Source organism: Marinobacter sp. bablab_jr008 (assembly GCF_016464145.1).
Classification (GTDB): Bacteria; Pseudomonadota; Gammaproteobacteria; order Pseudomonadales; family Oleiphilaceae; genus Marinobacter; species Marinobacter nauticus.
On record NZ_JACDWW010000037.1, the window covers coordinates 157,997 to 182,439 of the forward strand.

23 protein-coding genes, 1 tRNA gene and 1 pseudogene are annotated in these 24,443 nt (G+C 56.8%); 13 read left to right on the forward strand and 12 right to left on the reverse strand.

The features are described 5' to 3' along the window. Nucleotides 1-21 precede the first annotated feature (21 nt). Nucleotides 22-1,311 carry a M18 family aminopeptidase gene (locus tag JIF53_RS02810; RefSeq protein ID WP_014421806.1) on the forward strand — a complete coding sequence of 430 codons (1,290 nt, stop codon included), beginning with the start codon at nucleotides 22-24 and terminating at the stop codon, nucleotides 1,309-1,311. Nucleotides 1,312-1,362: 51 nt separating this feature from the next. Here JIF53_RS02810 and JIF53_RS02815 read toward each other — a convergent pair. After that, nucleotides 1,363-1,438, reverse strand: a tRNA-Asn gene (locus JIF53_RS02815). Between the two features lie 73 nt (nucleotides 1,439-1,511). Between JIF53_RS02815 and JIF53_RS02820 the strand changes: the two genes are divergently transcribed. After that, nucleotides 1,512-2,477: a YheT family hydrolase gene (locus JIF53_RS02820; RefSeq protein ID WP_223268834.1), complete on the forward strand. Its 966-nt coding sequence runs from the start codon at nucleotides 1,512-1,514 to the stop codon at nucleotides 2,475-2,477. Between the two features lie 4 nt (nucleotides 2,478-2,481). Here JIF53_RS02820 and JIF53_RS02825 read toward each other — a convergent pair whose 3' ends face one another. Next, complete coding sequence (locus JIF53_RS02825; protein ID WP_014421804.1) at nucleotides 2,482-3,123, reverse strand: arylesterase; 642 nt, start codon at nucleotides 3,121-3,123, stop codon at nucleotides 2,482-2,484. Nucleotides 3,124-3,184: 61 nt separating this feature from the next. Between JIF53_RS02825 and JIF53_RS02830 the strand changes: the two genes are divergently transcribed. Both JIF53_RS02830 and JIF53_RS02835 read left to right on the forward strand, forming a co-directional pair. Next, nucleotides 3,185-3,904 carry an ABC transporter ATP-binding protein gene (locus tag JIF53_RS02830; protein ID WP_199451826.1) on the forward strand — a complete coding sequence of 240 codons (720 nt, stop codon included), beginning with the start codon at nucleotides 3,185-3,187 and terminating at the stop codon, nucleotides 3,902-3,904. After that, nucleotides 3,904-6,390 carry an ABC transporter permease gene (locus JIF53_RS02835; protein ID WP_141067634.1) on the forward strand — a complete coding sequence of 829 codons (2,487 nt, stop codon included), beginning with the start codon at nucleotides 3,904-3,906 and terminating at the stop codon, nucleotides 6,388-6,390. Before JIF53_RS02830 ends, JIF53_RS02835 begins: the two co-directional genes overlap by 1 nt. 7 nt (nucleotides 6,391-6,397) lie before the next feature. Here JIF53_RS02835 and JIF53_RS02840 read toward each other — a convergent pair whose 3' ends face one another. The 4 genes from JIF53_RS02840 to JIF53_RS02855 all read right to left on the reverse strand — a co-directional run bounded on the left by JIF53_RS02840 (nucleotide 6,398) and on the right by JIF53_RS02855 (nucleotide 10,509). Next, nucleotides 6,398-7,168, reverse strand: coding sequence for a substrate-binding periplasmic protein (locus JIF53_RS02840; RefSeq protein WP_199451797.1), 771 nt, complete (start codon nucleotides 7,166-7,168; stop codon nucleotides 6,398-6,400). Nucleotides 7,169-7,342: 174 nt separating this feature from the next. Then, nucleotides 7,343-8,530 (reverse strand): iron-containing alcohol dehydrogenase, encoded by a 1,188-nt coding sequence (locus tag JIF53_RS02845; RefSeq protein ID WP_199451798.1) that lies wholly within the window; start codon nucleotides 8,528-8,530, stop codon nucleotides 7,343-7,345. Further along, on the reverse strand, nucleotides 8,530-9,075 hold the full coding sequence (locus JIF53_RS02850) for a hypothetical protein (RefSeq protein WP_014421800.1): 546 nt from the start codon (nucleotides 9,073-9,075) through the stop codon (nucleotides 8,530-8,532). Before JIF53_RS02850 ends, JIF53_RS02845 begins: the two co-directional genes overlap by 1 nt. Before the next feature lie 159 nt (nucleotides 9,076-9,234). Then, nucleotides 9,235-10,509: a M48 family metalloprotease gene (locus JIF53_RS02855; RefSeq protein WP_041654787.1), complete on the reverse strand. Its 1,275-nt coding sequence runs from the start codon at nucleotides 10,507-10,509 to the stop codon at nucleotides 9,235-9,237. Between the two features lie 167 nt (nucleotides 10,510-10,676). Between JIF53_RS02855 and JIF53_RS02860 the strand changes: the two genes are divergently transcribed. The 7 genes from JIF53_RS02860 (at nucleotide 10,677) to JIF53_RS02890 (ending at nucleotide 18,198) form a co-directional block, all read left to right on the forward strand. After that, complete coding sequence (locus JIF53_RS02860) at nucleotides 10,677-11,417, forward strand: DUF599 domain-containing protein (protein ID WP_014421798.1); 741 nt, start codon at nucleotides 10,677-10,679, stop codon at nucleotides 11,415-11,417. A gap of 18 nt (nucleotides 11,418-11,435) precedes the next feature. Then, the gene (locus JIF53_RS02865; RefSeq protein WP_014421797.1) at nucleotides 11,436-11,906 is read left to right on the forward strand and encodes a PaaI family thioesterase; all 471 of its coding nucleotides are present in this window, start codon (nucleotides 11,436-11,438) and stop codon (nucleotides 11,904-11,906) included. After that, nucleotides 11,903-12,337 (forward strand): PaaI family thioesterase, encoded by a 435-nt coding sequence (locus JIF53_RS02870; RefSeq protein ID WP_011784563.1) that lies wholly within the window; start codon nucleotides 11,903-11,905, stop codon nucleotides 12,335-12,337. The genes JIF53_RS02865 and JIF53_RS02870 overlap by 4 nt, the downstream gene beginning before the upstream one ends. Before the next feature lie 101 nt (nucleotides 12,338-12,438). Next, complete coding sequence (gene htpG / locus JIF53_RS02875; RefSeq protein WP_199451799.1) at nucleotides 12,439-14,331, forward strand: molecular chaperone HtpG; 1,893 nt, start codon at nucleotides 12,439-12,441, stop codon at nucleotides 14,329-14,331. 13 nt (nucleotides 14,332-14,344) lie between these two features. After that, complete coding sequence (locus tag JIF53_RS02880) at nucleotides 14,345-14,563, forward strand: DUF2835 domain-containing protein (RefSeq protein ID WP_011784565.1); 219 nt, start codon at nucleotides 14,345-14,347, stop codon at nucleotides 14,561-14,563. A 350-nt stretch (nucleotides 14,564-14,913) separates the two neighbouring features. Then, nucleotides 14,914-17,085 (forward strand): catalase/peroxidase HPI, encoded by a 2,172-nt coding sequence (gene katG, locus JIF53_RS02885; protein ID WP_199451800.1) that lies wholly within the window; start codon nucleotides 14,914-14,916, stop codon nucleotides 17,083-17,085. A 135-nt stretch (nucleotides 17,086-17,220) separates the two neighbouring features. Next, entirely contained in the window at nucleotides 17,221-18,198 is a 978-nt protein-coding gene (locus JIF53_RS02890; RefSeq protein WP_199451801.1) for a tRNA dihydrouridine synthase, read from the forward strand. A 3-nt stretch (nucleotides 18,199-18,201) separates the two neighbouring features. Here JIF53_RS02890 and JIF53_RS02895 read toward each other — a convergent pair. Further along, a pseudogene (locus JIF53_RS02895) lies at nucleotides 18,202-19,164 on the reverse strand (class I fructose-bisphosphate aldolase). A gap of 152 nt (nucleotides 19,165-19,316) precedes the next feature. Here JIF53_RS02895 and JIF53_RS02900 point away from each other — a divergent pair. Further along, a complete protein-coding gene (locus JIF53_RS02900) occupies nucleotides 19,317-21,371 on the forward strand; it encodes a dehydrogenase (RefSeq protein WP_199451802.1) in 2,055 nt (684 codons plus the stop codon). A gap of 7 nt (nucleotides 21,372-21,378) precedes the next feature. On the opposite strand, the gene JIF53_RS02905 is transcribed toward JIF53_RS02900, so the two are convergent. From JIF53_RS02905 to JIF53_RS02915, 3 genes are all read right to left on the reverse strand, one after another. Further along, complete coding sequence (locus JIF53_RS02905) at nucleotides 21,379-21,864, reverse strand: GNAT family N-acetyltransferase (protein WP_014421789.1); 486 nt, start codon at nucleotides 21,862-21,864, stop codon at nucleotides 21,379-21,381. Between the two features lie 6 nt (nucleotides 21,865-21,870). After that, the gene (locus JIF53_RS02910) at nucleotides 21,871-22,203 is read right to left on the reverse strand and encodes an SMR family transporter (protein ID WP_014421788.1); all 333 of its coding nucleotides are present in this window, start codon (nucleotides 22,201-22,203) and stop codon (nucleotides 21,871-21,873) included. Nucleotides 22,204-22,275: 72 nt separating this feature from the next. Continuing rightward, on the reverse strand, nucleotides 22,276-22,965 hold the full coding sequence (locus JIF53_RS02915; protein WP_014421787.1) for an aspartate/glutamate racemase family protein: 690 nt from the start codon (nucleotides 22,963-22,965) through the stop codon (nucleotides 22,276-22,278). Between the two features lie 252 nt (nucleotides 22,966-23,217). Here JIF53_RS02915 and JIF53_RS19750 point away from each other — a divergent pair, with 252 nt between their 5' ends. Then, nucleotides 23,218-23,379, forward strand: a complete 162-nt coding sequence (locus tag JIF53_RS19750; protein WP_014421786.1) for a CCGSCS motif protein — start codon at nucleotides 23,218-23,220, stop codon at nucleotides 23,377-23,379. Nucleotides 23,380-23,417: 38 nt separating this feature from the next. On the opposite strand, the gene JIF53_RS02925 is transcribed toward JIF53_RS19750, so the two are convergent. Continuing rightward, on the reverse strand, nucleotides 23,418-23,825 hold the full coding sequence (locus JIF53_RS02925) for a hypothetical protein (protein ID WP_011784573.1): 408 nt from the start codon (nucleotides 23,823-23,825) through the stop codon (nucleotides 23,418-23,420). 69 nt (nucleotides 23,826-23,894) lie between these two features. Then, the gene (locus JIF53_RS02930; RefSeq protein ID WP_199451803.1) at nucleotides 23,895-24,380 is read right to left on the reverse strand and encodes a hypothetical protein; all 486 of its coding nucleotides are present in this window, start codon (nucleotides 24,378-24,380) and stop codon (nucleotides 23,895-23,897) included. Nucleotides 24,381-24,443 lie beyond the last annotated feature (63 nt).

Here is a 24,443-nt window from a genome sequence, read left to right on the forward strand (position 1 = left end):
TATCATGCAATCAGGAAGATCATGGAACACACTGAATTCAATAAAGACTTGATTGAGTTTTTGAATGCCTCGCCGACTCCGTGGCATGCGGTCAATACCATGAAAACGCGTCTTGAAGCAGCGGGATTTCAACCGCTGGACGAGCGCGAAGAATGGTCGTTGCAGCCAGGGCAGGGCTACTACGTAACCCGTAATGGCTCGTCTATTGTTGCCTTCCGTACCGGCACCAAGGATGTGGTCAGTTCCGGCATCCGGATGGTGGGAGCCCATACCGACAGCCCCTGCCTGAAGGTCAAACCGAACCCTGAGATTCGCCGCAAGGGCTTTTTCCAGTTGGGTGTGGAAGTGTATGGGGGCGTATTGCTGAACCCCTGGTTTGACCGGGATCTTTCTTTGGCCGGCCGTGTGACGGTATTGGACGACAACGGCAAAGTACGGGACACCCTGGTGAATTTCCGCAAGCCGGTGGCGATCATTCCGAGCCTGGCCATCCATCTGGACCGGGAGGCGAACAGCAGTCGCACCGTTAATGCCCAGACCGATCTTCCGCCGGTGGTTATGCAGGTGCCGGAAACCGATACCACCACCTTTGCCGAGTTGCTGAAACAGCAGATTGCCAAAGAATCCGGGCTGCAGACCAGCAAGATTCTGGGCTATGAACTGAGTTTTTACGATGCACAGGGTGCAGCTCTGGTGGGGCTGCGTGAAGAGTTCCTGGCCTCCGCACGGCTCGATAATCTGCTCAGTTGTTATATCGGCCTGCAGGCCCTGCTGGAAACCTCTGGTGACGAGCCGGCACTACTGGTCTGCAATGACCATGAGGAAGTGGGCAGTATGTCCGCCGAAGGTGCCCAGGGGCCGTTTCTCACGGCGGTGCTGGACCGCTGGTGTGGCGCCGGGAAAAGCCGTGCCATTGCTCGTTCCATGATGATTTCCGCGGATAACGCCCACGGTATCCATCCAAACTACATGGACCGTCATGATGAGAATCATGGCCCGCTGCTCAATCAGGGGCCGGTCATCAAGGTAAACCACAATCAGCGTTACGCCACCAACAGCCGTTCCGCCGCGCTTTATCGCCACATCAGCGATGAATTGGGGTTGCCGCACCAGACGTTTGTGGTGCGCAGTGACATGGGGTGTGGCAGCACGATCGGGCCGTTGACTGCGGGAAATCTGGGCGTGACCACGCTGGATATCGGCGTGCCTCAGTTTGCCATGCACTCGATTCGTGAAATGATCGGTACACGGGATGGCTATACACTGTTCCAGGTATTGCGGGAGTTCATGCAGCGGGCCGAGGTTTTCTGAGGCCCAAAAGAAAAGACCGCTGATGTTTGATCAGCGGCCTTTCGGAATAAGTGGCTCCCCGAGCTGGGCTCGAACCAGCGACAAACGGATTAACAGTCCGTTGCTCTACCAACTGAGCTATCGGGGAACAGCATCAATGTGGCGCGCATATTAAGTACTTTGATCAGGTTCGTCAACCCCCTGAAATGAAAGGTCAAAATTTGCACAAAGCTAAGCTCGAACCCTATCGTCCGCCGGTGTGGTTGCGTAATGGCCACATCCAGTCGGTGTGGCCGACCCTGTTCCGGAAAGTGACTCTGCCGGAACCGGAAACCGACATACTCGCCACCGACGATGACGACGAACTGCATCTGGACTGGTATCGCCAGGGCAGTAACCGGCTGGCGGTGATTTCCCATGGGCTGGAAGGTCACAGCCGCCGGCCATACGTGCTTGGCCTGGCCAGGGCATTGATGGCCGATGGCTGGGACGTGCTGGCATGGAACTTTCGGTCTTGCGGCGGGGTGATGAACCACCAGCCGCGCTTCTACCACAGTGGCGCCACTTCGGATCTGCATGCCGTTGTCAGTCATGCGCTGGGGCGGCGGTATCAGAACCTGTTCCTGTCAGGTTTCAGTATGGGCGGCAACCTCACGCTGCTGTACCTGGGCGAGCAGGGCGAGCGTGTGGACAGCCGTATCAGCGGTGCGGTGACCTACTCCGTGCCTCTGGACCTGGCGGGCAGTGCGGACGTGCTCGCATTGCCCAGCCGGCGTATCTACATGCAGCGATTTTTAACCGATCTGCAGGTCAAGATGCGGGAAAAAGCTGAAAAGTTCCCTGATCTGATAGACGTTAGCGGTTTTGAAAATATCCGGAGTTTTCACGAATTCGATAATCGCTATACGGCACCACTGCATGGATTCCAGGACGCGGCCGACTATTGGGCCCGGTGTTCTGCTCTGTTTCGGTTGAGTGATATCCGGGTGCCAGCTCTGGTAGTGAATGCAGCAGATGACCCGTTCCTTTCGGCCCGCTGTTTTCCGGACAGTCGCCGGGTATTGGGACATTACGTCCAGATGGAAATCCCGAAGTGGGGCGGGCATGTGGGGTTTGTCCAACATGCCCGGGACGGTTACTACTGGTCTGAACGCCGAGCTTTGGGGTTTGTCCGGCAGGTAATCTGAGTTATCAGCTGCTGGCCTGGTTGTTCAGCAGCGGTTCCAGCTTGGGCCAGATATTATCCAGCAGCCGGGGTTGCGCTTCTTCCGTCGGGTGAATGCCATCACCTTGCATCAACCCGTCCTGATCGTAGATACCGTCCAGGAAGAAGGGAACCAAAACCGTATTGTAGCGGTCAGACAGGGTCGGAAAGATATCGGCGAACATGGTGGTGTAGCGCTGGCCGTAGTTAGGCGGGATCTGCATGCCCACCAGCAAAGGGGTGGCGCCGGTATCACGCACCTGTTCGATCATATTGGCCAGGTTGGATTCGATTACGTTGGGAGGGAAGCCTCGCAAACCATCATTGCCGCCCAGCTCAATGACGACAATGGTTGGGTCGTGGGCTTCCAGCAGGCCTGGCAGGCGCCGCAGGCCACCGTCGGTGGTTTCACCGCTGATGCTGGCGTTTACTACGGTCCAGTCCAGATCCTGGCTCTCGATGCGATCCCGCAGCAGCTCTACCCACGCGGTTTCCGAGGGTACGCCATAGGCGGCACTCAGGCTGTCACCCACCACCAGCACTGTGTTCTGGCTGGCCAGCGCAGGCAAGGTGAGCAAGAGCAGAGCCGAGAGTACGATTGATCTGACGTACAGCGATATCGTATGCATAGTAAATTCATATACCCTTTACAGATTCAACGATACAGACAATGGAGTTACCGTGAACCAGATGATGGATCCCAGTAATACCGATAGCAACCTTATGTTGCGGGTGACTGATCTGACCCATCGGGTCAGCCTGGAAACCGATACGCTCACGATCTTGCAGGGGGTCAGTCTGGAAATCAATCGGGGAGAGTCCGTAGCCATCGTTGGTCGCTCCGGTTCCGGCAAAACGACTTTGCTTGGCTTGCTTGCGGGCCTGGATACACCCACGGAAGGCACCGTTGAACTGGATGGTGCGGTCATCAGCAAGCTGAGTGAAGATGAGCGTGCCAAGCTCCGGGCCCGTCGGGTCGGGTTTGTGTTCCAGTCGTTCCAGTTGCTGCCGGCGTTGACCGCGCTGGAAAATGTGATGCTGCCGCTGGAACTGGGCGGCACGGAGGCACCGGAGCAGCGGGCCAGAGAATTGCTTGATCGGGTAGGTTTGGGGGAACGGCTGAACCATACCCCTCGTCAGTTGTCCGGTGGCGAGCAGCAGCGGGTCGCGATTGCGCGTGCCTTTGCATCCGACCCCGCCATTCTGTTTGCCGATGAGCCGACGGGCAATCTGGATAACCGGACCGGGCAGGCGGTGTCTGACCTGCTGATGGTTCTGAACCGGGAGCAGGGCACCACACTGGTGATGGTTACCCATGATGAACACCTTGCCGAACGTTGCGGCCGGCAGCTGCACATCGAGGCGGGCATGCTGACTGAGCCGGATCTGGCCGGGGAGCCGGCACACTGATGGGAGCCTCAAAAAAACTCATGTCTGTGAGCCGTGACTGGCGCGAACGCGACGTTCGTGTGGTGCTGGTTGCGCTGATTATTGCTGTTGCCACCGTGGCCACGATTGCGCTGTTCGCCAGTCAGCTGCAGCGAACCCTGGTATCGTCTGCCAGTTCTTTTCTGGCGGCAGACCGGCAACTGGAAGCCGAGAACGGCCGTCCGATCCCACAGGAATGGTTAGAGAATGCCCAGTCCCGAGGCCTGGAAACCGGGCGCATGGTGGAGTTCTCCACCATGGTCTTCGGAGAAAGCGGATTTCAGCTGGTCTCGGTCAAGGCGGTGAGTGACGAATATCCGTTGCGCGGCGAAATCGAGATCCAGCCCGGTGCTGAAGAGCCGAGACAGATTGTCAGTCAGGGCCCCGGCCCCGGCCAGGTGTGGGTGAATCCACGGTTGCTGCGTCTGCTCGAACTGGACATCGGCGATACTCTGGAAGTCGGCAATCTGAAGCTGGAAATTACTCGCTTGCTGATCCGCGAGCCGGATGGGGGCTTCCGGCTCTCATCATTGGCGCCACGGGTGATGATGCATGTGGATGATGTTGCCGCCACCGGTGTGGTCCAGGAAGGTAGCCGGGTGGAATACGTCTACCTGTTTGCCGGTGACGAAGGTGTGCTTGATGACTACTACCAGTGGCTGGAACCACAGCTGGAGCCCAGTCACGAGTGGGAAGGGGTCAGAGACGGTGAAACCTTCTCGCGCTCCCTGGAGCGGGCCGAACGCTTTCTGCTGCTGGGCGGCAGTCTTGCGGTGTTGCTGGCGGCGGTAGCCGTTGCCGTAGCCAGCCGGCAATACGCTCTGTCTCAGAGGGACACGGTGGCATTGCTGAAAACCCTTGGATTATCCAGCCGGGGCATTGGTGAGCTCTACCTGCGGCGCCTTACTCTGTGGGGTGTCGTCGGTGTGTTGGGCGGTCTGGCGGTGGCGTTGCCGTTGTTCTGGCTGCTGGTGCGCTTGCTCAGTGACGTGCTGGAACGGCCGGTGGATTTTTATCTGGATCCGGCGGCATTAACGCCCGCCTTGCTGACGGCACTGGTTTCTCTATTCGCGTTTGCCTATCCGCCCATTCGCCGCCTGCGTAATGTTCCCGCCATGCGGGTATTACGCTCCCAGCCCGGCGAAACCGGCCGGGAAGCCATTCCGGATATCCTGCTGGCGGTGGTCGCCGTGTTTGGGTTGGTATGGATGTACGCCGGCGAGCTGATGCTGGTGGCCGCACTTTTGGGCGGGCTGGTAGTGCTGCTGGGTGTGCTCGGTCTGCTGGGGTGGGGCATGGTCGCCCTGTTGCGCAGAGTGAAGGGTGGCGGCAACTCCTGGCGCCTGGCCCTGGTGGGCTTATATCGGCACCGTCGTGCCAGTATGGCGCAGATGGCGGTCTTTGCCATGACCCTGATGCTGGCGGCTACGCTGGTGTTGGTGCGTTCCTCGCTGCTGGACGACTGGCAGGCCCAACTGCCGGACGACGCGCCAAACCATTTCCTGATCAACATTGCCCCGGATGCGGTGGATGATGTTGAGGAATTCTGGGCCACTCACGGCGCGCCCCTGGAGACGCTTTATCCGATGGTTCGCGGTCGCCTGACCGAACTCAACGGCGAGCCGGTGAAAGAAGCGGTCAGCAAGGATGAGCGGGTTGGTGCGCTGAACCGGGAGCTGAATCTGACCTGGATGCCGGAGCTGCCGGAAGACAACCGGATTGTGGATGGCCAGTGGTTCGGGCCGGGCGAAACCGAGGGGGTTTCGGTAGAAGCTGAGCTGGCGGAGAAACTCGGTTTGCAGCTGGGTGATCGGCTGACCTTCACCATCGGCTCCAGCAAGGTGACCGAGCCGGTAACGAGTATTCGTACTGTGCAGTGGGACAGCATGAAACCCAATTTCTACATGGCCTTCCCGCCCGACGGCGGTCTGACTGACATGCCCGCCACCTGGATTACCGCGTTCTATCTGAACCCGGACAATAAACTGGCTCTGAACGACTTCTCGCGCCAGTTCCCGACGGTCTCGGTGCTGGAGATAGACCATATCATTGATCGCATCCAGCAGATTGTGCAGCAGGTAACTCAGGCCATTGAGGCAATCCTGGCGCTGATTCTCGCGGCCGCTCTTGTGGTGATGGCAGCGGTTGTCAGTGCCACCCTGCGGGATCGTCAGAGGGAAGGAGCGTTGCTGCGAACCCTGGGCGGCCAGCAGTCGTTGTTGGCACGCAGTACTATGCTGGAATTCGCACTGTTGGGGTTCTTTGCCGGTACGCTCGGTGTGATTGCGGCGGAAGGGGCGGTATATGCGCTCCAGGCCGGAATGTTCGAGGGCACTTTCCGCTGGCACTGGCAGGTGGTGCTGCCAGTACCACTGATTGCAGCCATTCTGTTGGCGCTGTTTGGCCGCTGGCAATTACGACCAGTGCTTAGCGTATCGCCGATGCTACTGCTTCGTCGCCTCGAGTGATCGGGTTTTAGCGATAGTTTGAGAGAATGGCGTCGAGTTCGCCATTCTCCTGGATATTTGCCAGCTCCTGGTTGAAGGCCTCGGCAAACGCTTTCCAGTCTTTACGCAGCATGATCCGGAAGCCGAACTGGCTGATTCCTTCCACAGAAGAGCGAAAGTGCTCGGTCAGTCCTTCGTTCCTGAGAATCCATTGCCCGACCAACCGATCCGCAAGCGCTGCGTGAAACTGCTCGCCATGCAGCACAAAGGTGAAAATCTCCCGATCTCTGGAGACGTCAAATCGCTTAATGCGATGATCTTTGAAATAGGGCTCGAGAAAGGGATAGTAGTATCCCAGTGGCGTGACAATCGTCTTGCCGTAGAGGTCTGCGGGGTGTTTGTATTCAAGCTCAGAGCTCTTCGGGAAGAAGAATACTTCCTCCACGTGAACGACCGGGTCGGTAAACAGGAACTTCTCCGGCTCTTCCGTCCGCTCTATGGCCCTTGGCGTGCCGTCAATGTAGCCGTCGGCAAGCATAGGGTCTACCCGTTTTCTGGGGATTTTTACCGGTTCCACGTCGTAGCCCAGGCGAGGGACAATCAGGTTTACAACGTCCCACATAATACCGGAGGGCTTGCTGCCATCAACGATCAGATAAGGTGGGTACCCGTTAGGAGAGATGTTGAAGCGGAACACCCGCTCCTGATTGTCCACTTCGGCAGCGGCATTGCCACTGAAAGTGGTTAGCAGGCTCAACAGGATCGCGGTAAAGGAGAGCTTGAAAAGGAGTTTCTTCATGGCGGAACTCTGGATAGGACAGGCCCATACGCTGGTTAGATCGATACCCGGCCAACTCCCTGCCAGAATGCCCGCTAAATATTACCTTCTTACTATTTTATTTCAATCATTGTGAATCTGACTTTAGGCTAACCCCGGCCAGAGAGGGCCGGGGCGAGATATGCCTCCGAGGTATCAGGCCCAGGCGCGACGAAGCACCGCCATGGCATCTTCGTGGCTCACTTCCCGGGGGTTGAACATGATCGAGCCGTCGTCCAGGGCCAGCTTGGCAATGCTTTCCAGCTGATTCTCCAGTACTTTGCCGGTTTCTTTCAACGTCCGGGGCAGTTCGCAGCGCTTGTAGAGGGCATCCCGCAGTTTTCGAATGGCTGAAATACTGGCCTCGGCACGTCGGCTCGCAGGGGTGGCGGAGTAGACGTCCGGACCTTCCAGGTACAGCAGCAACTCGCCCAAAGGCTCCCGAATGCTCTCAAGGTTGAACTCAAGCACATAGGGCAGGTACAGGCTCATGCACAGTCCGTGGGGCAGGTGGCAGATGGCTCCGGTAGCATGTCCCAGAGAGTGGACCAGGCCCACCATGGAGTTGGAAAAGGCAATGCCCGCCATGGTTGACGCCTGAGCCAGTTCCAGTCGGCCATCACTGTCTTTCGGATTATCCATGACTGAAAGCAGGGATTGGCTCACCTTCTTGACTGCTGCCGTGGCGTACGCGTCGCTCAGGGGGTTTTTGGCCATGCAGGTGAACGCTTCCGTAGCATGGGTGAGCGCGTCCATAGCGGTGGCCGCCGTAATGTGGGGCGGCAGGGTCAGGGTCATGCGCGGGTCGATGATGGCGGCGTTAGGCAGCAGGAATGATGAGGTAAACGGAAGTTTTACGCCTTTTTTCTCATCGGTGATGACCGCCACCGAGGTTACCTCGGAACCGGTACCCGCCGTGGTGGGCACAACAAAGAACGGCTTGAGCGGGTGCTTGAGAACACCGGCGCCACTGTATTTGGCGATATTATCGCCGCCTTCGGATACCAGAATATTGACCGCCTTGCCGGTATCAATGGCGGAGCCGCCGCCCACCGCAATGATCGAGTCGCATTTTTCCTTGCGGTAAACGCTGGCAATGTCTTTCACCACCGACGTGGAGGAATCCGGTGGCACATCATCGTAAATGGATACAATCTCCAGCCCGCTTTCTTCGCAGGCGGCAATTACCGGATCGAGCAAGCCGGCCGCGCGCACCCCTTTATCGGTCACAATCATGGGCCGTTTGGCTGCCAGGCCAGTCAGTTCATAGGGAATGTGTTCCAGCGCGGCTTTACCGGCAATCACTTTTACCGGGCAGAAGAACTCGTAGTATTTGTTGGTCATTATGCTCTCACTGTCTCGACGAATTGGGTGGCGACTTTCAGATAAATGCGGGCGGCACTGATGAGTTTTTCAGGCAGTTTGATGGTTGCCGGATATTCTTTGACCGCCCTTTCGGCAATTAGTCGGGGCAGGATGAATGATTCCAGTCGGTTGAGAACCCGGGTCATCCGCACCGCGTAACTCACATCCCCATCCACCAGCATGCGGTCGTTGGCAAAGGCAACGGAGGTCTTCTCCTGAAACGACAGTACCAGGAAGGCATGGGCGATATGCTTGAACTGGATCGAGAGGTCAACGGGGCGTGGAGCTTCATCCCCGTGGAAGAGCAATTTACCGTTGCCGGTGTGTTCAACGATGAGTTTTGGCCCGTTGGGCATAACCTGCATCTCGAACAGGAAGCCCTCCGGCAGTTCGCAGGTTTCGTTTCGGGTGGCTTCATCCACCTCGCTGATTGCCTGCAGTGCGCGCCCCATCACCTGGAACATCAGCTCAACATAGCTGCGTCGTGCGTGGGACATCATTGGCTGAAGTCGTTTTACGATCATGGTCGCCATCCGATTGTTGTTGGTTAATCTGATTTTTAGAGTTATTGCTCTAGAAGTCAATGCAATCGTTGACGCGGTTTTTGTGTCAGGTCAGCAAATGTGACAACCATAAAAAAACCGGGCGTATTGGCGCCCGGCTTTTTTTGACACTGCAAACAGCTATTCGTTGAGTTCGGCCAGCTTGCGCTGAGCTTCAGCCCCCACATCACCACCGGCCTCAGCGGCGGTGGAGTAATAGGCTGCTGCCTCCCTGCGTTGGCCCTGTTGCCGCGCGATATCACCTAGTCGGAGATAGGCAATGGAAGTGGGTACCACCTGATTGGCTTTCTCCAGATGGCTTTTTGCCTTGCCAAGGTTGTTCAGCTCCAGTTCGTTCAAACCGCTGTACAGCTGATACTGGAACATCTCCGGATAGAGTGACACGGCCTTGTCGAAATCGGCTTTGGCCTTCTCCGGTTGTTCCATGCCCCGATAGATTCGGCCGCGCAGCGCAAAGAACATGGCTTCTCGCGGTTCCAGCTTGATGGCCTTGTTTACCTGATCGAGAGCCGCTTCATACTTGCCTTCTGAGGCCAGCTTCATGGCTTCATCGTGAGCATCGTAGGCTGGCTGAAGTTCCTTGAGCTTGGCGATACGGCGCTGGTAAACGTCCCGGCCGCGATAACCGCCGGCACCGATCTTCTGAACCAGCTCCTGGTTTTCCTGAACCCGCTTGGCAGAGGGAGGGTGAGTGGCGAACAGGCCATCCAGCCATCCGCTCTGACGGCCTTCCGATAGCTTCAGAAACAGCTGTTGGAGCTCTACGGCGGCTTGTGGATCATAGCCGGCTTCTTTCATGTATCGGATACCGTAGGCATCGGATTCCAGTTCGTCTCCCTGGCTGTACTGAGCCAGCGCCAGCTGTGCACCCAGAGCTGCACCACCCATGATCAACCCGGCCCATTCATTATCGGAAAGGGCGAAGCCCAGTCCGGCCACCCCGGCGCTGATCAACATGCCCTGCTGCATCCGCTGCACGCTGTGGCGGGCTGCTGCATGAACAATCTCGTGGCCCAGCACCGATGCCAACTGGGCTTCATCCTCCAGCTCCACCAGCAGGCCGCGGTTGATGGCGATCTTGCCGCCGGGCAGGGCCCAGGCATTGGGCACGCTGTTATTGAGCACGACAAATTCATAAGGAAGGTCTGGCCGGTCACTCACGCGCGCCAGCTTCTGGCCCACATCACGCACATAAATGGAAAGTTCCGGGTCGATGTAGAAGCGGCCGCCCTGGGTCTGTTGTGTGGGTGTGTACTGTTCCGCTCCCAGTGCCAGCTCCTGGTTCTCTGAAATCAGAGACAGCTGCTTCTCTCCGGTTACCGGGTTCACAGAACACCCACCCAGCCCTGTCAGTGTTAGGGCGATTGCCGCTATCGCGATATATCTGGTCAACATTCCGGGTCTCACTTATGTCTCCTTAACGTTGGGGTAAGTTTATAGCACAGACCGGTTTCCGACGTCGGCACCGCCCGACAGACAGTGGTCGGCGCGCTCCCCTTGGCGTATCATAACGGAAGTTTTCGCCCTATTTATCTCCCCAATCCAGGCTTTTTAACCACCCAATGAGCTACTATCTGGAATTTCTGGCACTGATCTGGTTTTTTGTCTGCTGGGGAGGGTACACCTGGTATTCGCGCAATCGCGCCAACTCTCGCTCGTGTCTGTCGAACACCCTGGATTTATACCGCGAAGACTGGATGCGGGTCATGCTCAAGCGTGAAAACCGTATTTCAGACGCCTCGGTTGTCGGTAACCTGGAACGCAACGGAGCGTTTTTTGCGTCCAGCTGTCTGCTGATTCTCGCCGGTATTATCACCGCCCTCGGCTACACCAGCGAGGCTATGGAAATTTTTGCCACCATGCCATTTTCCGCTGTGCCCAGTCGTGAAATCTGGGAATTGCGATTGGTGGTGTTGCTGGTGGTCTTTATTTACGCGTTTTTCAAGTTCACCTGGTCCATGAGAATGTACAATTTCGTGGCCGTCATGATTGGCAGTGCGCCGCTACCAGACGACAGCAAGACCAGTCCGGCAGCGCGAGAGGCCTTTGCCCGCAGCGCCGGCAACATCTGTAACCTGGCCGGCGACGCGTTTAACCTTGGCTTGCGTTCTTACTACTATGCCCTGGCTGTGGTGGCCTGGTTCATTCATCCGGTGGCCTTTATGGCTGCCTCAACCCTGGTGGTGTACGTACTCTACCGCCGGGAATTCCACTCAGATGCATTATCCGCCCTGCGCGACGGCAAGGTCTTCGAAGAAGCCATACCCGCCCGTGCCGATGCGGACGTAAAATCCAAGAACTGATCTGCAGGACAGTCCTGAATGAATGATGAAACCCGAATAAACCGGGTTAACCGGTTTATCAGTACGCTCAACCAGGCAAGGGAACTGGGTCTGAACGCAACGGAGGCGGGTGAAGGCTATCTGGTTATGGAGCTGCCTTACAGCGACAAGATTATTGGCAACCCGGACACTGGAGTTATCCATGGTGGCGCTATCACGACCCTGATGGACACCGCCTCCGGTTCGGTAATGATCTGTGGTCTGGATGAATTTGAGCTGTGTCCGACCCTGGATCTCAGAGTGGATTACATGCGCCCGGCGGAGCCCCGGAAGCCGGTGTACGCCAGGGCAGAGACCTACAAGATCACCCGTAACATCATCTTTACGCGCTGCGAGGCCTATCAGGAGGGGGGTGAAACCATCGCCAATTGCGTGGGCACCTTCATGCGCATTGGCAAAGAAGCCACGCCGAAATCCTATCGCGACCTGATCACCGGAGGTGAGGAATGACCGACCCGGAAATTCTGCGCTACACCCAGGAAACCGGCGACTTCTCGCGGATGATGGAGAGTATCCCGTACGCCAGCTGGATTGGCCTGCAGTGCGACCGATTTGGTGATGACCTGATCTTCCGCCTGCCCGCAAAGGAAGAGAACCTGGGCAATCCGATCCTGCCCGCCATTCATGGCGGTGTGATTGGTGGTTTTATGGAAATGTCTGCGGCTATTTATCTGATTATGTCCCAGGACACCTTCCGTATGCCCCGAATTGTCGATTTCTCCCTCGACTATCTTCGGGCCGGCCTGAACCGGGAAACGTACGCCGAGTGCCGGCTTACCCGCCAGGGTAACCGCGTGGCCAATGTGATGATCTCCGCCTGGCAGAAGTCTCGCTCCCAGCCCATCGCTACCGCCCGCGCTCACTTCCTGCTCGAAGACTGATTTTGGGTGCTCGCCGGGGTTGAAATACTCCGGCCAACCCCCACTCTCTTGCTCATAAAACTGTTTCTTTATTTGTGACACAGCAGGAGACCAAACCAGCCATGACGGTAGAAGCCAACAAAGAGACCCTGGGATTCCAGACTGAAGTGAAGCAACTGCTTCACCTGATGATCCACTCTCTGTACTCGAACAAAGAGATCTTCCTTCGTGAGCTTATCTCTAACGCCTCAGACGCCGAAGACAAACTGCGCTTCGCTGCCCTGAAAGACGACAAGCTGTTTGAAGGCGATTCGGATCTCAAGATTCGCCTGGATTACGATAAAGATGCCGGCACCATCACCATCGCCGACAACGGCATCGGTATGACCCGTGACGATGTGATCGCCAACCTGGGCACCATCGCCAAGTCCGGCACCGCCGAGTTCCTCAAACAACTGTCTGGCGACGAGAAAAAAGACAGCAAGCTGATCGGTCAGTTCGGTGTTGGTTTCTACTCCGCGTTCATCGTGGCGGACAAAGTGGAAGTATTCACCCGCAAGGCGGGCGAGCCTGCCGACAACGGCGTGCACTGGGAATCCAAGGGCGATGGCGAGTTCACCATCGAGCCGGCGACTCGTGAGCAGCGTGGTACCGAAATCGTGCTGCACCTGAAATCCGAGGATAAAGAGTTTGCCGATGGCTGGAAGCTTCGCAGCCTGGTGAAGAAGTACTCTGACCACATCTCATTCCCGGTGGTAATGAAGTCCGAATCGGAAGAAGAGGACAAGAAGGGCGAAGAAGAGACGGTAAACGATGCCACCGCCCTGTGGACATTGCCTCGTACTGAGATCAAAGACGAAGAGTACAAGGAGTTCTACAAACACATCGCCCACGATTTTGAAGACCCGCTGACCTGGTCCCACAATAAGGTAGAAGGCAAGCTGGACTACACCAGCCTGCTGTACATACCCAAGCGCGCGCCGTTCGACCTGTACAACCGGGAAGCGCCCCGTGGCCTGAAACTGTACGTGCAGCGCGTGTTCATCATGGATGACGCCGAGCAGTTCCTGCCGCTGTACCTGCGGTTCGCCAAGGGCGTGATAGATTCCAACGATCTGTCCCTGAACGTATCGCGGGAAATCCTGCAGAACGACAGCACCGTCGAGAGCATCCGCACCGCCATGACCAAGCGGGTGCTGGACATGCTGTCCAAGCTGGCCAAGAAAGACGGCGATGAGTACCAGGGCTTCTGGGATGAGTTTGGCACCGTGCTGAAAGAAGGTCCGGCAGAGGACTTCAGCAACCGCGAAAAAATTGCGGGACTGTTGCGCTTTGCCACCACCCATACCGGCGAAGCCACTCAGAACGTGTCTCTGGATGATTACATCAGCCGGATGAAGGAAGGCCAGAACAAGATCTACTACATCACCGGTGACAATTTTGCTGCGGCCAAGAGTAGTCCGCACCTGGAAGTATTCCGCAAGAAAGGCATCGAAGTGCTTATCCTCTCCGATCGCATCGACGAGTGGATGATGGGCTACCTGAACGAATACGACGGCAAGCAGTTCCAGGACGTGGCCCGTGGTGATCTCGACCTGGGTGAAGTGGAAACCGAGGAAGACAAGAAGCACCAGGAAGAAGCTGCAAAAGAGCACAAGGACCTGCTGGAGCGCATCAAGACCGCTCTGGAAGACCAGGTGCAGGAAGTACGGGTAACCAATCGCCTGACCGATTCACCGGCGTGCCTGGTGGTGGGGCAGTTCGATATGGGCGCCCAGATGAAGAAGATCATGGAAGCCGCGGGCCAGAAGGTACCGGAGAGCAAGCCGATCTTTGAGATCAATGTGGATCACCCGCTGGTACAGCGGTTGGAAACCGAACAGGGCGAAGAGCGCTTCAAGGAGCTGTCTGCCGTTCTGTTCGATCAGGCCACATTGGCCAGTGGTGAGCAGTTGAAAGACCCGGGCGCCTACGTAAGCCGCCTGAACCGACTGCTGCTTGAACTGGCCAACTGAGCCAGGCGCGCCAATGCAGCAGATCATTGTGGACATCAGCATCAGCCCTGATGAGTGGATCAAGCTCTATCAGGGCGTGGCCACCGATGTTCACACCACGGCCCGGGACGGACGTTCTGTCCGCTTCCCGGCCCGTATCCTCTCCCGTTTCTTCCTCAACGACGGCGTACGTGGCAGCTTCCGCATCCTGTTTGACGATGCCGGAAAGTTCACCTCTATCGAGCGCCTTTAATCGATAAATAAAAGCTCTCGTAAATTTATTTTTAATTAATTGTTCCTCTTGAAGGCGTCGGCGGTAAGGTAACGGTGTTCTCGTTAACACAGGAGTTGCCCTATGTCAGCGTTGTCCTATCTCACATCGGTAGCATGGAGTGACTCTCTGGGAATTCTGGCGGATTACTGCGGGAATTATGCGATTGCCCAGTGAGTTACAGATTTGCCAGTGAAGCGGGAGAGTCGATAGTCCTTCACTATTCTGGCGGTAGGAAACATTCAAGCAGCCAACTGTGAATGATCTATATTGATAGTTGCTCTTGAATAATAGACGCCTTTTTGCCAATGACGCAGAAGCAGGAGAGTACGATGAGTGAGACGAATTCTGGTGGTAAGTGCCCGGTTATGCACGGCGGTAGTACCGCCCACGCCCAGGACAATACCAACTGGTGGCCTGAGGCCCTGAACCTGGACATCCTGCACCAGCACGACCAAAAGACCAACCCCATGGGGGAAGACTTCGATTATCGCGAAGAGGTCAGGAAACTCGACTACGAAGCCCTCGAAAAGGACATGCACGACTTGATGACTAACAGCCAGGACTGGTGGCCGGCTGACTGGGGGCATTACGGTGGTTTGATGATCCGGCTTGCCTGGCACGCAGCAGGCACATACCGACTGGCCGATGGGCGTGGCGGCGGTGGTACCGGTAACCAGCGCTTCGCTCCTCTGAATTCCTGGCCTGATAACGGCAACCTCGACAAGGCCCGCAGACTTCTTTGGCCCTTGAAGAAGAAGTATGGCAACAAGGTGAGCTGGGCCGATCTGTTTATCCTGGCCGGCAACATTGCCTATGAATCCATGGGCTTCAAGACTTTCGGTTTCTCGTACGGCCGGGCAGACATCTGGCATCCGGAGAAAGATATCTACTGGGGTGCTGAGAAGGAGTGGCTGGCACCTTCCGACGAACGTTATGAGAACGTAGAGAAGCCAGACACCATGGAAAATCCGCTGGCAGCGGTACAGATGGGTCTGATTTACGTAAACCCTGAGGGCGTTAACGGCGTATCCGATCCGATCAAGTCCGGTGACCAGGTGCTGGAAACCTTCGCCCGTATGGCGATGAATGCGGAAGAAACTGCTGCACTGACAGCCGGTGGGCATACCGTTGGCAAGACCCACGGTAATGGTGATGCCGGCGCCCTTGGCCCCGAGCCTGAAGGTGCCGATGTGCACGAGCAGGGCCTGGGCTGGCACAACCCGAATATGTGTGGAAAAGCGGCTAACGCCATCACTTCCGGTATTGAAGGTGCCTGGACTACTAACCCGACCCAGTTTGACATGGGTTACTTCGAGTTGCTGTTTGGCTACGAGTGGGAGCTGAAAAAGAGCCCAGCCGGTGCCAACCAGTGGGAACCGATTGATATCAAGGAAGAGCACAAGCCGGTAGACGCCACGGATCCTTCCAAACGCCACAATCCGATCATGACCGATGCGGATATGGCCATGAAGATGCACCCGACTTTCCGGCCGATCTGTGAAAAGTTCATGAAGGACCCGGAGTACTTCAAGGACTGCTTCGCCCGCGCCTGGTTCAAGCTGACCCACCGGGATATGGGGCCGAAATCCCGCTACATCGGCCCGGATGTGCCGGCCGAAGATCTGATCTGGCAGGATCCGATTCCCCAGGGCGAGACCAACTATATCGAGGAAGTGGTCAAAGAGAAGATCGACGAAGCCGGACTGACCCTTAACGAGCTGATCACAACGGCCTGGGACAGCGCCCGTACCTTCCGCGGCTCCGACATGCGCGGCGGTGCCAATGGTGCCCGTATTCGCCTGGCCCCCCAGAAGGACTGGGAAGGCAACGAACCCCAGCGTCTGGCCAAGGTGCTGAAGGTTTACGAAAAGATCTCCGCTGATACCGGTGCCAGCATTGCCGATGTCATTGTGCTTGGCGGTAATCTGGGTATTGAAAAGGCTGCCAGAGCGGCAGGTTATCCGGTACACGTGCCTTTCCTGAAAGGTCGTGGCGATGCCACCGATGAGATGACGGATGCGGAATCTTTTGAGCCGCTGGAGCCGTTGGCGGATGGCTTCCGAAACTGGCAGAAAAAGGAGTACGTGGTCAAACCGGAAGAAATGCTGCTGGATCGGGCGCAGCTGATGGGCCTGACCGCACCGGAAATGACTGTACTGGTCGGTGGTATGCGAGTACTTGGTACCAACCACGGTGGCACCAAGCACGGTGTTTTCACCGATCGCGAGGGCCAGCTCACCAACGACTTCTTCGTGAACCTGACCGACATGTCGTACCGTTGGGTGCCGAAGGGCAACAATGTCTACGACATCGTGGATCGCAAAAGTGGTAGCACCAAGTGGACGGCTAGCCGTGTAGACTTGGTGTTTGGCTCCAACTCCATCCTGCGTTCCTACGCCGAGGTGTACGCTCAGGACGACAACCAGGAGAAGTTCGTGAACGACTTCGTTGCCGCCTGGGCCAAGGTCATGAACAATGACCGCTTCGACGTGAAGAAGTAAATCTGTAGTGATAAGCCGGGCATCCTGTTTCGGGATGCCCGGCTACCTATTTCCCCCCGAATTCCTTACAATCCGCTCCGCCTGATTTTTGATCAGCCGCACTCTGATTCACTTCTCTCAGTTTCTGGAGCCTTCATGCGAATCATCCTTGCCCCGATGGAAGGGCTGGTCGACGCACCCATTCGTGAAACCCTGACCAAGGTCGGTGGGATTGACCGGTGCGTGACGGAATTTATTCGCGTGACCCACGGCATGTTGCCGCCCCGGATTTTCTACAAGTACGCTCCGGAGCTGCACAACGGTGCGCTCACAGAAGTAGGTACACCCGTGGCCGTTCAACTGCTGGGCTCCAACGCCGACATGATGGGCCGTCACGGTGCCAAGGCTGCCGAGCTTGGAGCAGGGCAGGTGGACATCAATTTCGGCTGCCCGGCCAAGACCGTGAACAAACACAAAGGTGGTTGCGTGCTAATGCGCGAACCGGAGCTGATGTATGAAATCACTGCGGCCGTTCGCAAAGCCGTGCCTGCGGATATTCCGGTAACCGCCAAGATGCGCCTGGGCTATGACGACCGTTCCATGGGTGTGGCCTGTGGCCAGGCGTTGGAAGCCGCCGGGGCCTCGGAAATCGTGATTCACGCCCGCAGCAAAGTAGATGGCTACAAGCCGCCCGCCTACTGGGAAGAAATCGCCAGGGTACGCGAAGCCGTGAACAGCCATGTGATTGCCAATGGCGAAATCTGGACCGTGGAAGACTACTGGCGCTGCCGGAAAGTCTCCGGCTGCGACGATGTAATGATCGGCCGTGGCCTGATCGCCAGGCCAGACCTGGCGGCCCAGATCAAGGCCTCCCAGAGCGGTGAAACACGGGACCCCATGAGCTGGGCAGAGGCTGTCGTGCTGGTGCGGGAATACGCGGCCGCCCTGCAAACCCGCCTGGAAGACAAATATGTGACCGGCCGGATCAAGCAATGGCTCAATTACCTGCGCCAGGGCTTTGCCGAAGCCGAGGCGCTTTGGCCCCAGGCCCGTAAAATCCGGGGAGTAGCGCCGATGCTGGCCTGTCTGGATCAGACGTTAGATCTGCCGCAGCGCCACACCAACGCAGCCTAATTATCAGCTTCCATTGAGCCTGGCCCGTTTTTTCATGGCCGCCTGTGCTGCCCCTGCATTCTCCAGCTTTCCGGCCCAGGCTTTCTGGGCAGGTTCCTGCAGAGCCCGGCCATAGGAGAAACTCAGCTCCCAGGGATGGTAGCCCATGCTGTTCAAAGCATTGAGGTTTTCGGTGGATTCTTCCGGCGTTTGGCCTCCGGAAAGGAAGAAAATCCCCGGCACAGCCGGCGGCACCACTCGCCGGAAAACGCTGAGCGTCGCTTCGGCAACCTGTTCAGGTGTGGCTTTGCCGGATTCCTTGCCCGGTATCACCATGCTGGGCTTCAGCACCATGCATTCCAGGTTCACCCGGTGCCGATGCAGGGCCTTGAACACTTCCAGCAATACGTCTTCGCTAACTTCTGCAGCCCGCTCAATGGTGTGATTTCCGTCAATCAGTACCTCCGGCTCAACAATCGGCACAATACCCATCGACTGGCACACGGCGGCATAGCGGGCCAGCACCTCGGCATTGGATCGAGGGCAGGGTATCCGAGATATGGAACACATCCCGCCACTTGGCGAAGCGGGCACCCATGGCCTTGTAGTGCTCAAGCCGGGCAGCCAGGCCATCCAGCCCGTAGGTAATCTCGTCACCAGGAGCATTCACCAGAGGCCCCTTGCCCTGATCGACCTTGATACCCGGCACCATGCCCTGGCTGGCAAGGAGCTTGGGAATAGCAACGTCTTCCAGGCTCAGTTGTTCCAGGGTCTCTTCGTAAAGAATCACGCCACTGATGTGGTCGCCAAGTCCGGGCGTGGAGAAATAATGCTTCGGTATTCGCGCCGCGTGGCTTCCGTGGATTCAACGCCTACGGCTTTGAAGCGTTTGGCAATGGTCGGTGAGCTTTCGTCTGCGGCCAGAATACCTTTGCCCGGTTGCACCAGATCGGCAATGGTGGCGTTGAGTTCTTCCTGAATGGTCATGGAGCCTCCCTGAATCGGACTGGGGTTTGAGGATTCGACACAGCATGAGTTTAGCCGGTTATTTTGTGCCTGCTATTTGATCTGAGCTAAAGCAGCTGAGCGCTCCATCTTCTAAACTGATTGCATAACAAAACAACAAGGATGCCCGCGCCATGAAAACGGTCGTTAGTGTCAGCCAGGGATCATCGGAATACGATTACGAACTGGAAACCACATTCCTGGAACAGCCTTTCCGGATTATTCGGGTAGGCACGGATGGCAACCTGGAGCGTGCTGAGGCGGTGCTGGATTCCGTTTGCGGGGAGGCCGATGCCATTGGCCTGAGCATGATTCATGATCACTACCAGGTGGGCCGTGAACAGCTGGAACATCCCGATACGGCTCGCCTTGAGGCCTGTATTCCGGACAAACCGGTGACGACCGGTGCCGGCCTCCGGGGTATCTTACAGGAATGGGCGGTACGCCATACGCAGACTGAGCTGGGGCACTTTTTTGACAACGCCCGGGTACTGTTTCTGAACGGCCAGGCCGGCTACCGAATTGCCAAGGCGTTGTCTGAACACACCGACAACCTGTTTTTTGCCGATCCCTATCTGGATTTCGGCGTACCGAGATTGCTTACCTCCCTGCGCCAGCTGGAAACCTATACCTCGTTAACAGCCCCGGTGACCTTCCGCCCGGCAGCGGTCAAGCTCATTGAAGCGCTTCACAAAACACCGATTTACCGCATGGGCGAGAAGCTCATTCGTGGCTCGTTGCATGAGTCGGTAAAGGACTCCCATGTGATTGTGGGAGCCATGGGCGATCTGGAGGCCTTCTCGGAGAAAGAGCTGGACGGTAAAACCGTGATCACCTCCCGGGTCACCGAATCCGCCCTGGACTGGTTTCGCTCCCGCAAGGTGGCCATGGTGGTGGACTACAGCCCCTGGTTGGAAGGTCGACCCGTGGGCGTGAATGTGATGGAGGCGATGATCAGCGCGGCGATGTCCCGCACGCCGGAGCAGCTGGGCGCAGACGACTTCCTGGATGTTATTCAGACCCTGGGAATTGAGCCGCGGATTCTATATCCCAACGGCTATCGGCGGGTAAACCGCTTCGCCTTCGTGATTCATCCGCTGTCTCAGCAGTACCTGACCAAAACCCCACCGCTGGACTGGATTGCCAATGTCTCTCCACCCACCGTGATGAACCTGGTGGAAAAGGCTGTGGCTTACACACCGCCTTTCATTTACTCCAAGGTAAGCGGCATGAAATCCCCCACCGGAGACGAAGCCGAGGGTTGGTTGATCACCGTAGGTGGCACACCCAGGGAAATCATGGCCCACGGCCCGGAGTTTACCTACAGCCGGTTGTTGGCAGCGGCAAAACTGGCCAAGAAACTTGGGGCCCAGATTATGGGACTGGGTGCGTTCACCAAAGTGGTGGGTGACGCCGGCATCACCGTGGCCAAACGAGCACCGTTACCAATCACCACGGGTAACAGCTACAGTGCCTCCGGCGCGCTCTGGGCCGCCCACGACGCCGCCAAAAAAGTCGGCCGCGTGAGTATTGGCAAGAGCGGCAAAATGGCGGGTAAGGCGATGGTGGTCGGGGCCACAGGCGCCATTGGTTCCGTGTGCGCGCGCCTGCTGGCAAAAGCCGTGGATGAAATCTACATGGTGGCCCCGGAGGCAGCCAAGTTGCTGGCGCTGAAGGAGAGTATCGAACTGGAAACTCCTGGGGCCATCGTTCACGTCTCTGCCACCACGGATCGGGATCTTTCAGGAATGGATATGGTGGTCACCGCTACGTCCGGGGCCGGTAAACGCATTCTGGATATCATGCAGGTGAAACCCGGCTGCGTGATCACCGATGTGGCCCGGCCATTGGATATCCCGGCGGAAGATGTGGCGAAGCGGCCGGATGTGCTGGTAATCGAATCCGGGGAAATCCAGCTACCGGGAGACGTGCGCATGAAGGACATCGGCTTGCCCCGGGGCATCGCTTACGCCTGTCTGGCGGAGACGATTGTGCTGGCGCTGGAAGCAAGATTCGAGAACTTCACTCTCGGCCGAAATATTGAATGGGAGAAGGTGCGGGAGATCTACAAGCTCGGGCTCAAGCACGGCATGGAGCTTGCCGCCATATCTGGCGTGAATGGTGTGTTTACCGAGGAGGACTTTGAGCGGGTGCGGACTCTGGCCGAAGAGGCTGAAGAGCCCGCTTGAATCCAGGTCAGGCGTCGAGTTTTTTGCGCATCAGATAACGCAGAAACTGGGCGCCACGGACCGTGACACGCTGTTCATCCACCACCTCAAAACCGTGGCGCTCGAAGAAGGGTCGAGCGACCACGCTGGCCTCGGTCTTGAGTTCTGTGACGCCCAGCTCTTTGAGCTGCTGCTCTGCCTCGTGATAAAGGGCAGAAGCAATGCCGCGACGAGCATAATTCGGGGCAGTAAACACGAGGTCGATGTGGCCGTCTTTTTCATAGGAAATGAAACCGGCGAGATCCGAGCCTTCTTCTGCCACCAGGGTTTCCAGAGACTCCAGCCGTTCGCGCCAGGTATCCAGATGTGGCGTCCGTGAAGCCCAGGCATAACGCTGGGTTTCGTCGTAGGCACCTGCCGTGAGCTCGTGCACGGAATCGGTGAACAGGCGAACCACCGGGCTCAGATCCTGAATCCGGTATTTACGAATAGTGATCGAAGTTACGGTACTCATGTCGGTTCAGTGTGCACCTGTGTTGGAAAGCAGGTTGATAACCAAAACGCCGGCTACAATCAGCAGCATACCGACAACCGCAGGAAAATCCAGCTTTTGCCCGAGCAGTAACCAACCAATGAGCGAAATTAATACAATGCCCAGCCCGGCCCAGACGGCATAGGCTATCCCCACAGGGATCACCTTGATAGCCAGCGCCAGAAAATAGAAGGCCACACTGTAACCGATCACGACCACAACGCTCGGCATCAACCGGGTGAATCCTTCGCTGGATTTCAGTGCCGAGGTAGCAATCACTTCGGCCACAATGGCCAGACCAAGAAGCAGCCAGCTTTTCATAGAACGTGTTAAAACCATCACCAAGTGAATGAGGAGCTAAATAAACTGTGGTGGCTGAAACGGCTGTGCTGGTCACGCTAAGGCGTGCGCCACGGCTTGCTCCGCGTGGATGCGGGTGGTGTCGTAAAGCGAAATGGCAGTATCAGCCTGCTGCACCAATAAGCCAATTTCGGTACAACCCAGTATTACGCCTTGCGCTCCTCGTGCGGCCAGTGAGTCCAGCACCTGCAGATAGCCCTGTTTAGAAGGCTGGCCGATAATACCACGGCATAGCTCGTCATAAATGACGGTATGCACGAATTCCCTCTGCGCGTCACCCGGCACTAAAACCCGGATGCCGCGGTTCTCCAGACGCTCCTTGTAGAACGACTGTTCCATGGTGAATTTTGTGCCGAGAAGGCCGACACAATCGATCCCATCGCGATGAAGCGCCTCAGCTGTCGCATCGGCGATGTGAAGCATCGGCAGGCCAGAAGCCTTATCAATACTATCTGCCACTTTGTGCATGGTGTTCGTGCACAACACAATGAAATCGGCCCCTGCCGCGGCCAACGCCTTTCCGACCGCACCAAGAATTTCCCCGGTCGCCGCCCAGTCCCCCTGATGTTGCAGGGCTTCGATCTCGGCAAAATCCACACTGTAGAGAACCAGTCGCGCTGAGTGCAGCCCGCCCAGCCCGTCTCGCACTTTCTGGTTGATCAACTGATAGTAGGTTTGGGTGGATTCCCAGCTCATTCCACCGATGAGACCTATGGTTTTCATAGTAGTGGCTTCGTCCTTTGAGCAAATTGAATGAGGTAAGACTGCCTGCAATCTGCGCGGCTTCCGTCGAGTTCTCTGAGTCTTGGGGAAACCCCGATGGTATTGTCTTCCGCATGACTCTGTACAGAGGCTCCGGCAAGGGAATCAGATTTGAGGTTACCTGAGATGTAAACTGCTTGACCGGACGGATGTCTACCCAATAACATACATAGAAAATGAATGTTAAATCCAGTAGCAAACCGAGGTATCCAGATGGCCCTGTCATTCGTGAATATTTTCAAGAAAGAAGACGCAGAAACTGAAAGCAATGGCGTTGAACACATCGAGGCAAGTGGTATTGCAGAGACGCAGAACGACGAGCCAAAAAAGGGTGGGCACGGCGAGGGCGGTACCTGCTGCGGGTCCTGTTCGTAAACCGGAGCTTGAAGTTAACCCCGGGCTGGAGTCCGGGGTTAGTTTCGATCCTTTAACACTGAATAAATCTGATACGCCGCGTGTTCTGACTCTTCAGAAGGCGCCTTTCGGTTTTTTTCCCAAGACGTCAGCAAATTCAGAACCCGTTTTTCGTCATTACTGCGGAACCCTGGCCAGTACACGTAGGGCACCAGGGTCGGGCGGCTGATGAAAAACAGCGCGGCTTCCTCCGGTTTCTCTTCTATATCGCCACGCAGCCCCAGGGTGAAACGCCGGCCTTCGCTTCCGGTGAGCGACACCAGCAAGGAGTTGTTGTCATCTACGCGCCGGGCGTCACTTACCGTGATGGGCGGTTCCAGGCTGGGCACCGAGGTTATGATGTACTGAAAGATAATCAGCCCCAGGAGCAGGACAAGAAGCCCCGCCAAAGCGATCGATTTAACCATGAGTGTCTCTTGGAACCCGTTTAAAGTTGGTCTTAATGGCGGGTTGCAAGTGTAACACTACTAACTGGCTTACAAGTCTCCGGAAACTAGCCTTACCGCAACATCCCGGTATTCCGTGTTGTTTTCTCTCTCATGCCTGGAGCTGAACAGATTCAGCCACTGATCCTTCGTTAGCAATACCTCTCCAGTGCCGGTAACGTTCTGGCTTACGGGATCGTAATGGCCGGCGAACTTGAAGGTGAAGTCGCTGGGGGATTCCGGCCGCGCCTTGAGCTCAAAACCCAATGTTATTTCCGGTGACGATACAAATCCCGTGCCTTCAGGGTCTACGTCAACTTTCAGAAGGCGCGATTGTTCCAGAAACGCCGGGCGTAATTCGGTCGGCGCGTTGCCCGGTTCTGTGGCCTGGCATTCGCAATAGCGAATCTCCAGGACCATTGAGCGGTCATTGAGGAAGTGTTCGGGAGACGGGCCGCCGGCCTGGGTCATGCCGGGAAGCAAAGACAGGGTTGTAAGGCCAAGCAAACCGAATTTGAGTGATGCGATCCTTTGCATGATTGAGCTCCATCCGAGGTTTAACCAGAGGTGTTCAAGCTATGCTGTTTTAACTTCCTTCGC

Bases quoted from the DNA above. Each gene is read 5' to 3' on its own strand.
- JIF53_RS02810 (WP_014421806.1), top strand. From the start codon at position 22: ATGGAACACACTGAATTCAATAAAGACTTGATTGAGTTTTTGAATGCC.
- JIF53_RS02825 (WP_014421804.1), bottom strand. From the start codon at position 3,123: ATGCATACGATATCGCTGTACGTCAGATCAATCGTACTCTCGGCTCTG.
- JIF53_RS02830 (WP_199451826.1), top strand. From the start codon at position 3,185: ATGATGGATCCCAGTAATACCGATAGCAACCTTATGTTGCGGGTGACT.
- JIF53_RS02835 (WP_141067634.1), top strand. From the start codon at position 3,904: ATGGGAGCCTCAAAAAAACTCATGTCTGTGAGCCGTGACTGGCGCGAA.
- JIF53_RS02840 (WP_199451797.1), bottom strand. From the start codon at position 7,168: ATGAAGAAACTCCTTTTCAAGCTCTCCTTTACCGCGATCCTGTTGAGC.
- JIF53_RS02845 (WP_199451798.1), bottom strand. From the start codon at position 8,530: ATGACCAACAAATACTACGAGTTCTTCTGCCCGGTAAAAGTGATTGCC.
- JIF53_RS02850 (WP_014421800.1), bottom strand. From the start codon at position 9,075: ATGATCGTAAAACGACTTCAGCCAATGATGTCCCACGCACGACGCAGC.
- JIF53_RS02855 (WP_041654787.1), bottom strand. From the start codon at position 10,509: ATGTTGACCAGATATATCGCGATAGCGGCAATCGCCCTAACACTGACA.
- JIF53_RS02860 (WP_014421798.1), top strand. From the start codon at position 10,677: ATGAGCTACTATCTGGAATTTCTGGCACTGATCTGGTTTTTTGTCTGC.
- JIF53_RS02865 (WP_014421797.1), top strand. From the start codon at position 11,436: ATGAATGATGAAACCCGAATAAACCGGGTTAACCGGTTTATCAGTACG.
- JIF53_RS02870 (WP_011784563.1), top strand. From the start codon at position 11,903: ATGACCGACCCGGAAATTCTGCGCTACACCCAGGAAACCGGCGACTTC.
- htpG (WP_199451799.1), top strand. From the start codon at position 12,439: ATGACGGTAGAAGCCAACAAAGAGACCCTGGGATTCCAGACTGAAGTG.
- JIF53_RS02880 (WP_011784565.1), top strand. From the start codon at position 14,345: ATGCAGCAGATCATTGTGGACATCAGCATCAGCCCTGATGAGTGGATC.
- katG (WP_199451800.1), top strand. From the start codon at position 14,914: ATGAGTGAGACGAATTCTGGTGGTAAGTGCCCGGTTATGCACGGCGGT.
- JIF53_RS02890 (WP_199451801.1), top strand. From the start codon at position 17,221: ATGCGAATCATCCTTGCCCCGATGGAAGGGCTGGTCGACGCACCCATT.
- JIF53_RS02900 (WP_199451802.1), top strand. From the start codon at position 19,317: ATGAAAACGGTCGTTAGTGTCAGCCAGGGATCATCGGAATACGATTAC.
- JIF53_RS02905 (WP_014421789.1), bottom strand. From the start codon at position 21,864: ATGAGTACCGTAACTTCGATCACTATTCGTAAATACCGGATTCAGGAT.
- JIF53_RS02910 (WP_014421788.1), bottom strand. From the start codon at position 22,203: ATGAAAAGCTGGCTGCTTCTTGGTCTGGCCATTGTGGCCGAAGTGATT.
- JIF53_RS02915 (WP_014421787.1), bottom strand. From the start codon at position 22,965: ATGAAAACCATAGGTCTCATCGGTGGAATGAGCTGGGAATCCACCCAA.
- JIF53_RS19750 (WP_014421786.1), top strand. From the start codon at position 23,218: ATGGCCCTGTCATTCGTGAATATTTTCAAGAAAGAAGACGCAGAAACT.
- JIF53_RS02925 (WP_011784573.1), bottom strand. From the start codon at position 23,825: ATGGTTAAATCGATCGCTTTGGCGGGGCTTCTTGTCCTGCTCCTGGGG.
- JIF53_RS02930 (WP_199451803.1), bottom strand. From the start codon at position 24,380: ATGCAAAGGATCGCATCACTCAAATTCGGTTTGCTTGGCCTTACAACC.